Genomic DNA, 11,477 nt, shown 5'->3' on the forward strand with positions numbered 1-11,477 from the left:
TCCGGCGCCTGCCTGGTGCTGGCCCCGGCGCACCGCCTGCTGCCTGGTGATGCGCTCGCCGAACTCGTCGCGCAGCAGCGGGTCACGCACCTGACGCTCCCGCCGACCGCGCTGGGCGTGCTGCCCGACGACGCGCTGCCGCCGGGGACGACGCTGGTCGTCGCCGGGGAGGCGTGCCCACCGGCGCTGGTGGCCAAGTGGTCGCCGCAGCGGCGGATGATCAACGCCTACGGCCCGACCGAGACCACCGTGTGCGCGACGATGAGCGCGCCGCTGGCCGGGGAGGTCGCGCCGCCGATCGGGCGGCCGATCACCAACGCACGGGTGCACGTGCTGGACGCGGGGCTGCGTCCGGTGCCGCCGGGCACCGTCGGCGAGCTCTACGTCTCCGGTGCCGGGCTGGCGCGCGGTTACGCGGGCCGCTCCGGGCTGACCGCGGAGCGGTTCGTCGCCGACCCGTTCGGCGCGCCCGGCGAGCGCATGTACCGGACCGGTGACCTGGCGAAGTGGACCGCGGCGGGCGAGCTGGAGTACGTCGGTCGCGCCGACCACCAGGTGAAGGTGCGCGGGTTCCGCATCGAGCTGGGCGAGGTCGAGGCCGTGCTGGACCAGCACCCCGACGTCACCAGCAGCACGGCGCTGGTGCGCGAGGACGTCCCGGGTGACAAGCGGTTGGTCGCCTACGTCGTGCCGGGCGGTGCCCGACCCGAGCCCGCCGAGCTGCGGTCGTTCACCGCGGCCCGGCTGCCGGACTACATGGTGCCCTCGGCGTTCGTGCTGCTCGACGAGCTGCCGCTGCTGCCCAATGGGAAGGTCGCGCGCAAGGAGCTGCCCGCGCCCGACTTCGTGGCCAGCTCCGGCGCAGCACCCCGCACCCGCCACGAGGAGGTCCTGTGCGGGCTCTTCGCGGAGATCCTGCGGGTGCCGTCGGTGGGCATCGACGACGGGTTCTTCGAACTGGGCGGGGACAGCATCCTGTCCCTGCAGCTGGTGGCGCGGTCCCGCCGCGAGGGCCTGGACATCAGCCCGCAGGACGTCTTCCGCTGCCGCACGGTCCGCAAGCTCGCCGAGGTCGCGGGTCCGGACCAGCAGGCCGCCGAGGAAGCCGGGGCCGGGACCGGGGAGTTCCCCGCGACGCCGATCATGCACTGGCTGCGCGAGCACACCGAGGACTTCGCGGGCTTCAATCAGTCGATGCTGATCAGGGTCCCGGCTGACCTCGGCGCCGACCGGCTGGCCGAGGCGGTGCAAGCGCTGCTGGACACCCACGACGCCCTGCGGCTCCGGCTGAACCCGGGGTGGCGGCCCGAAATCCTGCCGGTCGGCGCGGTCCGCGCGGCCGACCTGGTCGAACGGGTCGACGTCGAGGGCCTCGCCGCCACCGCCCGCGCCGAGGTCGCCCGCCAGCGCGGCACCTCCGCCCGCGACCGGCTGTCCCCGGCCGATGCGGTGGTGGCGCAGTTCGTGTGGTTCGACGCCGGCGCCCGGGAACCGGGTCGGCTGCTGGTGGTGGTCCACCACCTGGCGGTCGACGGGGTGTCCTGGCGGGTGCTGCTGCCGGACCTGGCGGCGGCCTGGCACGGCGGCGGTGACGCGCTCGAACCGGTGCGGACCTCGGTCCGGACCTGGGCGCACCGGCTCACCGAGGAGGCCGCCAGCCCGGAGCGGGAGCGCGAGCTGGAGCTGTGGAAGGACGTGCTCGGTGCTCCGGGCACGGCACCGCGGCCGGGCACCGAGTCCGACGAGCTGGAGCTGGCAGTGTCCACTGCGGACACCGAAGCGCTGCTGACCGCGGTGCCCGCCGGGTTCCACGCCGGGATCGACGACGTGCTGCTCATCGCGCTGGCCATCGCCGTGCTGCACGTGCGCCGCGCCCGCGGCGCGGCGGACACCGGTGTCGTGGTCGACGTCGAGTCGCACGGCCGGGAACCGGTGGTGGACGGCGACCTGTCCCGCACCGTGGGGTGGTTCACCAACCTGTACCCGGTGCGGCTGGACCCCGGTCCGGTGCGCACCGACGAGCTGCTGACCGGCTCTGCCGCGCTCGGCCAGGTGGTCAAGCAGCTCAAGGAGCAGCTGCGGGAGGTCCCGGACCACGGCATCGGCTACGGGCTGCTGCGCCACCTCAACCCGCGGACGGCGGAAGAGCTGGCCGGACGTCCGGTACCGGAGATCGGATTCAACTACCTCGGCCGCTTCCAGGGCGGATCCGACCAGCACGACTTCGCGGTCGCCGACGACCTGCCCACCCCCGCCGGGCGGGACCCGCGGATGCCGCTGCCGCACGCGGTGGAGGTCAACGCGGTCACCGAGGACACCCCGGACGGGCCGCGGCTGACCGCCACCTGGACGTGGGCCACCTCGCTGGTCGACCGGTCCCACGTCGCGGAGCTGGCGGAGAGCTGGGCCGCGGCGCTGCGCGCGCTGGTCGAGCACGTCGCCGACCCCGGCGCGGGCGGCCACACCCCGTCGGACCTGTCGCTGGCCACCCTCAGCCAGGACGAGATCGACGAGCTGGAAGCAGAGCTGGGGCTGGAATGACCCCGCAGAGCCCCCCGCTGCCCGGGTGCCCGGCAGCGGGCCCACTCCCCGCGGCCGCGGCCGGGGGAACCGGATTGGAGTTTCGATGAGCCGGTCGCGGCTGGAAGACGTGCTGCCGCTGTCGCCGCTGCAGGAGGGGCTGTGGTTCCACGCCCTGCACGACGCCGACGCCGACGAGGTGTACAACACCCAGCTGGTGCTGGAGCTGGCCGGGGCGGTCGACCCGGAGCGCCTGCGCGGGGCGTTGCGCGAGCTGCTGGCGCGGCACGCAAACCTCCGGGTCGGGTTTCGGCAGCGCAAGGGCGGCCAGCCGATCCAGTACGTGGTGCGCGACGTCGAACCGGCGTGGGAGGTCCTCGACCTGGCCGCCGCCGAGCTGCCGCGGTTCCTGGCCGCGGACCGGGCGCGCCGCTTCGACGTGCGCACCCCGCCGCTGCTGCGGTGCACCCTGGTGCGGTTGCCGGACCGGACGTCCCGGCTGGTGATCACCAACCACCACCTGCTGCTGGACGGCTGGTCGGCGCCGCTGCTGATCAACGAGCTGTTCGAGCTCCACCGAGGTGCGGCCCTGCCGCCGGTCACGCCGTACAAGGAGTACCTGCGCTGGGTGTCCGAACAGGACCCGGCGGAGTCCGAGCGGGCGTGGCGGCAGGCGCTGGACGGGCTGACCGAACCAACCCGCGTCGCCGAGCCCGGCCGCCGCCCGCGGTTGCCGGAGCGGGCGTGGCTGGAGGTGCCCGCCGCGGGCCTGGAGGCGCTGTGCCGACAGCACGGCCTGACGGTCAACACACTGGTGCAGGGCGCGTGGGCGGCGGTGCTGGGGCAGCTGACCGGGCGGCAGGACGTGGTGTTCGGCGCGACGGTGTCCGGGCGGCCCCCGGAGGTCCCCGGCGTCGAGGCGATGATCGGCCTGTTCATCAACACGCTGCCGGTCCGGGTCCGGCTGGACCCGGCCGCCCCGGTGCTGGACGTCCTCGCGCGCCTCCAGGACGAGCAGTCCGCCCTGCTGGCGCACCAGCACACCAGCCTCGCCGAGGTGCAGCGGATCGCCGGTCTCGGCCCGCTCTTCGACACGCTGCTGGTGTTCGAGAACTACCCGCTGGACTCGCTGGCCGAGGAGGACCAGGCCGAACCGCGCATCACCGGCGTGGACGGCGGGGGAGCGACGCACTACCCGCTCGGGCTCATCGTGGCCAAGGCGGACGGGATGCTGCGGTTCCGACTGGACCACCGGCCGGAGGAGTTCGACGCCGAGGAGCTGCTGCGGCGCCTGCACCGGTTCCTGACCGCCGTCGAGGCCGCCCCGGACCAGCCGCTCGGCCGGATCGAACTGCTGGGAGCGCCGACCCGGCACCAGCTGGTGCACGAGTTCAACGACCACGAAGCCGCCCCCGGCGGACCGGGCCTGGTCGAGCGGTTCGAGCAGCGCGTCCGACAGGCGCCGGACCACCCGGCGGTCGTGCACGGCGGCGGCGAGGTCAGCTACCGGGAGCTCGCGGAGCGGGTCGACCGGCTGGTGCGGCACCTCGCCGCCGCGGGTGTCGGCCGGGGCAGCCTGGTCGGGGTGGCGGTGCCGCGCTCGGTCGACCTGGTGACCGCGCTGCTCGCGGTGGTCAAGTCCGGGGCGGCCTACGTCCCGGTGGAACCGGACCACCCGGCCGAACGCGTCGAGCACGTCCTGCGCGACGCCGCTCCGGACCTGGTGCTGACCACCAGCGACGTCGACCTCGCGCTCCCCGGCGCCCTGCGCATCGACCAGTTGGCCGCGGATTCCTCGGAGGTCGGGCATCCGATCTCCGTGGAGGTCGCGGACGGTGCCGATCCGATGTACGTGCTCTACACCTCCGGGTCGACCGGCCGCCCGAAGGGCGTCGTGGTCCCCAGGAGCGCCGTGGTGCACCGGTTGGTCGGCATGCAGCGCGCCTACCGGCTCGACGCGGCGGACCGGGTCCTGCAGAAGACCCCGGCCGGGTTCGACGTGTCGGTGTGGGAGTTCTTCTGGCCGCTGGTCGAAGGAGCCACGATCGTGCTCGCCGCCGACGGCGGGCACCGCGACGTCGACCACCTGGTCTCGGTGATCCGCGAGCACCAGGTGACCACCGTCCACTTCGTACCGCCGGTGCTGCGGATGTTCCTGGACACCCCGGGGGCGGCCGGGTGCACCTCGCTGCGCCGGATCTTCACCGGCGGCGAGTCGCTGCCCGCCGACCTCCAGCACCAGCTCCGGCGGACGCTGCCCGCCCGGTTGCACCACCTCTACGGCCCGACCGAGGCGACCATCGACGTCACGCAGTTCGACTGCGACGGCGAACCGCAGGACCCGGCGCCGATCGGCCGACCGGTTCCCGGCGCGCAGCTGCACGTGCTGGACGCGGCGCTGCGACCGGTCCCCGTCGGCGCGACCGGCGAGCTGTACCTGGCCGGGACGCAGCTCGCCGACGGCTACCTTCGGCGTGCGCCGCTGACGGCGGAGCGATTCGTCGCCAACCCGTTCGGCGCTCCCGGCAGCCGGATGTACCGCTCGGGAGACCTGGCCCGCTGGCGCGCCGACGGGGTGCTGGAGTTCGCCGGGCGGGTCGACGACCAGGTCAAGGTGCGCGGCGTGCGGATCGAGCTCGGCGAGGTCGAGGCGGTGGCCCGGGAGCACCCCGAGTGCCGCCAGGTCGCCGTCGTGGTGCGCGGGGAGCGCGGCCGGGAACGGCTGACCGCCTACGTCGTGGGCCCGGCCGCGGCGGTGCGCGAGCACCTGCGGCGCAGCCTGCCCGACTACCTGGTGCCGACCTCCTTCGTCGAGCTCGACGCCCTGCCGTTGACCACCAGCGGCAAGCTCGACCGCAAGGCCCTCCCGGCGTCGGACGAGGACCTTGCCGAGCGTGGCCGGGCACCGCGCTCACCGCGCGAGGAGATCCTCTGTGGGCTGTTCGCCGAAGTGCTCGGGGTGGAGCGGGTCGACGTCGACGACAGCTTCTTCGAGCTCGGCGGGCACTCGCTGCTCGCGACCCGCCTGATCAGCCGCATCCGGGTGGCGTTCGAGGTGGAGCTGTCGGTGCGCGCGGTCTTCGAGTCGCCGACGGTGGCTGGCCTGGCCGCCCGGTTGGACGGCGCAGCGGGAGCGCGCCCGCCGGTGCGGCCGGTGCCGCACGACGGTGGGGTGCCGCTGTCGTTCGCCCAGCAGCGGCTGTGGTTCCTCCAGCAGCTCGAAGGGCCGAGCGCCACCTACAACATCCCGGTGACGCTGCGGCTGTCCGGCCCGCTGGACCGGGCGGCGCTCGAAGCCGCGATCGGTGACGTGGTGGACCGGCACGAGAGCCTGCGCACGGTCTTCCCGGAGGTCGCCGGAACCCCGCACCAGCAGGTGGTGGCGGACCGCCCGGTGCTGCGCGTGCACGACGCCGACCGCCTCGACGAGCAGCTGGCCGAGGTGGTGCGGGAGCCGTTCGACCTGGCCACCGATCCGCCGCTGCGGGTGAGCCTGTTCGAGGTCGGGCCGGACGAGCACGTGCTGCTGGTGCTGCTGCACCACATCGCCAGCGACGGCCGCTCCAGCGGACTGCTGGCGCGCGACCTGGCCACCGCCTACGCCGCCCGGTGCGCCGGACGCGGCCCGAACTGGTCGGCGCTGCCGGTGCAGTACGCCGACTACGCGTTGTGGCAGCGCGAGCTGCTGGGGCGCGAGGACGACCCGGAAAGCCTGGTGGCGCAGCAACTCGCGTTCTGGCGGGACCAACTCGACGGCGTCCCGGCCGAGCTGGAGCTGCCCACCGACCGGCCCCGCCCGGCGGTGGCCACCAACCGCGGCGACGGCGTCGAGTTCGAGCTCAGCGCCGCCGCGCACCGCGCGCTGGCCCGGGTCGCCCGGGAGCACCAGGCCAGCGTGTTCATGGTCGTCCAGGGCGCGATCGCGGCGCTGCTGACCCGGATGGGCGCCGGGACCGACATCCCGCTGGGCACCTCGGTGAGCGGTCGCGGCGACGAAGCCCTGGACGAGCTGGTCGGGTTCTTCGTGAACACCCTGGTGCTGCGCACCGACACCTCGGGCGACCCGAGCTTCCTGGACCTGCTGGGCCGCATCCGCCGTACCGACCTGGCCGCCTACGCCCACCAGGACGTGCCGTTCGAGCGGCTGGTGGAGGTGGTCAACCCGGTCCGGTCGATGTCCCGGCACCCGCTGTTCCAGGTCATGCTCGACTTCCACCGCGCCGACGACGCCGAGTTCGAGCTGGCCGGGCTCACCGCGCGCCGCGAGAGCAGCAGCACCGACGTGGCGAAGGTCGACCTGACCTTCCACGTCGAGGAGTCCTACGCCACCAATGGCGAGCCGACCGGCCTGCAGGGCGTGCTGGAGTACGCCACCGACCTGTTCGACCGGCGCACCGCCGAGGCTGTCGCGGCCCGGCTGCTCCGTGTCCTCGAATCGGTGGCGGCCGACCCGAGCACCTCGATCGGCGACCTGGACGTGCTGCCCGCCGAGGAGCGGAACTCCCTGGTGCACGGGTGGAACCAGACCCAGCGCGCGGTCCCGGAGGCGACCCTGCCGGACCTGGTCGAGCAGCAGGTCCGCCGCACCCCGGACGCACCCGCGGTCGCCTTCGGCGACACCGTCCTGGACTACGCCGAGCTCAACCGCCGGGCCAACCGGCTGGCCCGCCAGCTGATCGCGCAGGGGGTCGGCCCGGAGCGGTTCGCCGCCATCGCGCTGCCGCGCTCGGTCGACCTGGTGGTCGCCCTGCTGGCGGTGCTCAAGACGGGTGGCGGGTACCTGCCGCTGGACCCGTCGCACCCCGCGGAGCGCATCGAGTTCGTGCTCGACGACGTCCGCCCGGTCCTGACCCTCACCGACCGCAGCTGCGCCGACCGGCTGCCCCCCGGTGCGCCGCACCTGCTGGTGGACGAGCTTGACCTGTCCGATGTGGACGACGCGGACCCGGTGCGGGAACTGCGCTCCAGCAACGCCGCTTTCGTGATCTTCACCTCCGGCTCCACCGGTCGGCCCAAGGGTGTCGTGGTCCAGCACGACTCGCTCAACCTCTACCTGTCGTGGGTCCGCTCGGCCTACCCGGCGGTCGCCGGGCGCGCGCTGGTGCACTCGCCGGTGTCCTTCGACCTGACCGTCACCGGCCTGTTCGCCCCGCTGACCACCGGCGGCTGCGCGCAACTGGTCGAGCTGGACGAGTCCGCCCAGATCGCCGAGCGGCCCACCTTCGTCAAGGCCACGCCCAGCCACCTGCCGGTGCTGCTGGCGCTGCCGCCGGAGTGCTCGCCGACGCAGCAGCTGGTGCTCGGCGGCGAGTCGCTGATGGGGGAGGTGCTGGAGCAGTGGCGGGCCCGCCACCCCGGCGCGACGGTGATCAACGAGTACGGCCCGACCGAGACCACCGTGGGCTGCACCGAGTACCGGATCGGGCCCGGGGACCAGGTGCCCACCGGGGTGGTCACCATCGGGCGGCCCATCTGGAACACCCAGATGTACGTGCTGGACGCCGCGCTGCGCCCGGCCCCGGTCGGGGTCGCCGGCGAGCTCTACATCGCCGGTGACCTGGTCACCCGCGGCTACCTGAACCGCCCGGGGCTGACCTCGGCGAAGTTCGTGGCCAATCCCTACGGCCCGCCCGGGTCCCGGTTCTACCGCTCCGGCGACATCGCCCGCTGGAACGCCGACGGCATGCTGGAGTTCGTCACCCGGGTCGACGACCAGGTCAAGATCCGCGGCTTCCGGATCGAGCTCGGCGAGGTTGAGACCGTGCTCAACCAGCACGAGCAGGTCCGGCACGCGGCGGCGGTCGTGCGCGAGGACACCCCGGGCGACAAGCGCCTGGTCGCCTACGTCGTGCCCGCCGGTGAGTGCGACCCGGACGTGCTGCGGGAGCACGCGGCCGCGCGGCTGCCGGAGTACATGGTCCCGGTGGCGTTCGTGCTGCTGCCCGAGCTGCCGCTGACCAGCAACCGCAAGCTGGACCGCAAGGCGCTGCCCGCCCCGGAGTTCTCCGGCGACGCCGCTGGGCGCCGACCGCGCAACGCCCGCGAGGAGCTGCTGTGCGGGTTGTTCGCCGAGGTGCTCGGGGTGGAGCAGGTGGGCATCGACGACGGGTTCTTCGAGCTCGGTGGCCACTCGCTGCTCGCCACCCGGCTGATCAGCCGGATCCGTGCGGAACTCGGCGCGGGGGTGGGCATCCGCCAGCTGTTCGAGTCACCCACGGTGGCGGGCATCGCCGAGGCGCTCGGCGCGGCCGAACCGGTCCGCGCGCAACTCGCGCCGGTGCCGCGGCCGGAGCTGGTCCCGCTGTCGTTCGCGCAGCGCAGGCTGTGGTTCCTGCACCAGCTGGAGGGGCCGAGCCCGACCTACAACATCCCGCTGCTGCTGCGGATGACCGGTGCGCTGGACCTGGCGGTGCTCGCCGAGGCGGTCACCGACGTGGTGGCCCGGCACGAGAGCCTGCGCACCACCTTCCCGACCGTCGACGGCACGCCGCACCAGCGGGTCCACGACCCGTCGCCGGTGGTGATCCACGAGGTCGACGACCTGGAAGCGGCGGCGCGCCACTCGTTCGACCTGGCGCACGAGGCCCCGCTGCGGGTCTCGGTCGCCGCGGGGGAGCCGGGTGAGCACGTGGTGCTGGTGCTGCTGCACCACATCGTCGCGGACGGCGGGTCGCAGGGCCCGCTCGTGCGCGACCTCGCGAGCGCCTACGCCGCCCGACTTCGCGGTGGCGCTCCACAGTGGTCGGACCTGCCCGTGCAGTACGCCGACTTCGCGCTGTGGCAGCGGGATGTCCTCGGCGACGAGGACGACCCGAACTCGCCAGCCGGGCGGCAACTGGCGTTCTGGCGCGACGCACTGGCCGACGCCCCGGAGCGGATCGAGCTGCCCACCGACCGGCCCCGACCGGCGGTGGCGACCTACCACGGGGACGCCGTGGAGTTCGCCGTCGACGCGGCGACGCACGCCGCCCTGGCCCGGCTCGCGGCGGCGCACGACGCCACGCCGTTCATGGTCCTGCACGCGGCGCTCGCGGCACTGCTGACCAAGCTCGGCGCGGGGGAGGACATCCCGATCGGCACCGCGGTGACCGGTCGCGGCGAGCCGGAGCTCGACGAGCTCATCGGGTTCTTCGTCAACACCCTGGTCCTGCGCGCCGACACCTCGGGCGACCCTGCCTTCGCGGACCTGCTCGACCGGGTCAAGCAGGCGGACCTGGCGGCCTACGCGCACCAGGACGTGCCGTTCGAGCGGCTGGTGGAGGTGGTCAACCCGACCCGGTCGCTGTCGCACCACCCGCTGTTCCAGGTCGCCTTCGCGCTGCAGGGCGAGGACGCGGGCGAAGGACCGGAGTGGCCCGGCCTGCACGTGGAGCTCGAAGGCGCCGGGGCGGGGGCGGCGAAGGTCGACCTCGCGTTGAGCCTGCGGGAGAACCGCGCCGCCGACGGCTCCGGCACCGGGATCGACGGCGTGGTCTCCTACCGGACCGACCTGTTCGACGAGGCCACCGCGCGGTCCATCGCCGACCGGTTCACCGCGCTGCTGCGCCAGGTCGCCGCCGACCCGGCACAGCGTCTGTCCACGGTGGACGTCCGGACGGACGTCGAGAGCCGGATGATGTCGGCGGTGCCCGCGCAGCCGTGGGGCCAGCCGACCTTCCCGGAGCTGTTCGAGCGGCAGGTGGGCCTGACCCCGGACAACACCGCGGTGGAGTTCGACGGCGGTGCCTGGACCTACGCCGAGCTCGACGAGCGGGCCAACCGGTTCGCCCACCACCTGATCACGCTGGGCGTCGGGCCCGGTGACGTGGTTGCGCTGGCGCTGCCGAAGTCCGGTGAGCTGGTCCTGGCGATCGTCGCGGTCCTCAAGGCGGGCGCGGCCTTCCAGCCGGTCGACGTCGAGTACCCGGGCGAGCGGATCAACCAGCTGCTGGCCGGGGCCACGCTCGTCGTGTCCACCTCGCAGGTGCGGCTGCCCGGAACTCCGCTGCTGCTGGACGACTACCTCGCCGAGCCGGGCTTCGCCGACCAGCCGGTGGAGAACCCGACCGACGCCGAGCGCACCGCCCCACTGCTGGCCACCTCGGCGGCCTACGTCATCCACACCTCGGGGTCGACCGGGCGGCCCAAGGGCGTGCTGGTCTCCCACGCCGGGTTCGCCACGTTGGCGGAGAACCAGCTCCGCAACTACGGGGTGCGCGAGGACAGCCGGGTGCTCCAGTTCGTGTCGCCGAGCTTCGACGTGTCGGTGGCCGAGCTGTGCATGGCCCTGCTCTCCGGCGCTCGCCTGGTGGTCCCGCCGCGCACCACGACCGGTGCGGAGCTGGCCGCCGAGCTGGACCGCGCGCGGATCACCCACCTGCACATCCCGCCGTCGGTGCTGGCCACGGTGCCGAAGGTGCCGCTGCCGCACCTGCGCTACCTCATCACCGGCGCCGAGCCCTGCCCGGTGGAGCTGCTGGAGTTCTTCGGCCGCGACCGGACCATGATCAACGCCTACGGGCCGACCGAGGCGACCGTCGACGTCACCTGGGCGCACGCCACCCCCGACGACCACCCGGTGCCGATCGGCCGCCCGCTGCGCGGAGTCGCGGTCCACGTCCTCGACGCGCACCTGCGGCCGGTTCCGCCCGGCGTCGCGGGCGAGCTCTACACCGCCGGGCCAGGCCTCGCGCTGGGTTACCGCGACCGGCCCGCGCTCACCGCCGAGCGGTTCGTCGCCGACCCCTTCGGCCCGCCCGGCGGGCGCCTGTACCGGACCGGTGACCTGGCGCGCTGGCGCACGGACGGTCAGCTGGAGTACCTGGGGCGGGCTGATGACCAGGTCAAGGTGCGGGGCTTCCGGATTGAGCCGGGCGAGGTGGAGGCGGTGCTGGCCGCGCACCCGGACGTCGAGCAGGCCCGCGTGGTGGTGCGCGAGGACCGGCCCGGCGACCGGCGCCTGGTCGGTTACGTCGTCG

Annotated in this window: 2 protein-coding genes; both read left to right on the plus strand. The window is 74.1% G+C overall.

Annotated features, from left to right (window positions below; translation table 11 throughout):
• A partial coding sequence (locus ABT324_RS32695; RefSeq protein WP_351185553.1) for a condensation domain-containing protein occupies window positions 1–2,541 on the plus strand: 2,541 nt, incomplete at its 5' end.
• A gap of 85 nt (window positions 2,542–2,626) precedes the next feature.
• The coding region (locus ABT324_RS32700) for a non-ribosomal peptide synthetase (RefSeq protein ID WP_351185556.1) at window positions 2,627–11,477 on the plus strand (8,851 nt) is incomplete at its 3' end.

It is taken from the genome of Saccharopolyspora sp. NPDC000359 (assembly GCF_040300525.1).
Taxonomy (GTDB): domain Bacteria; phylum Actinomycetota; class Actinomycetes; order Mycobacteriales; family Pseudonocardiaceae; genus Saccharopolyspora.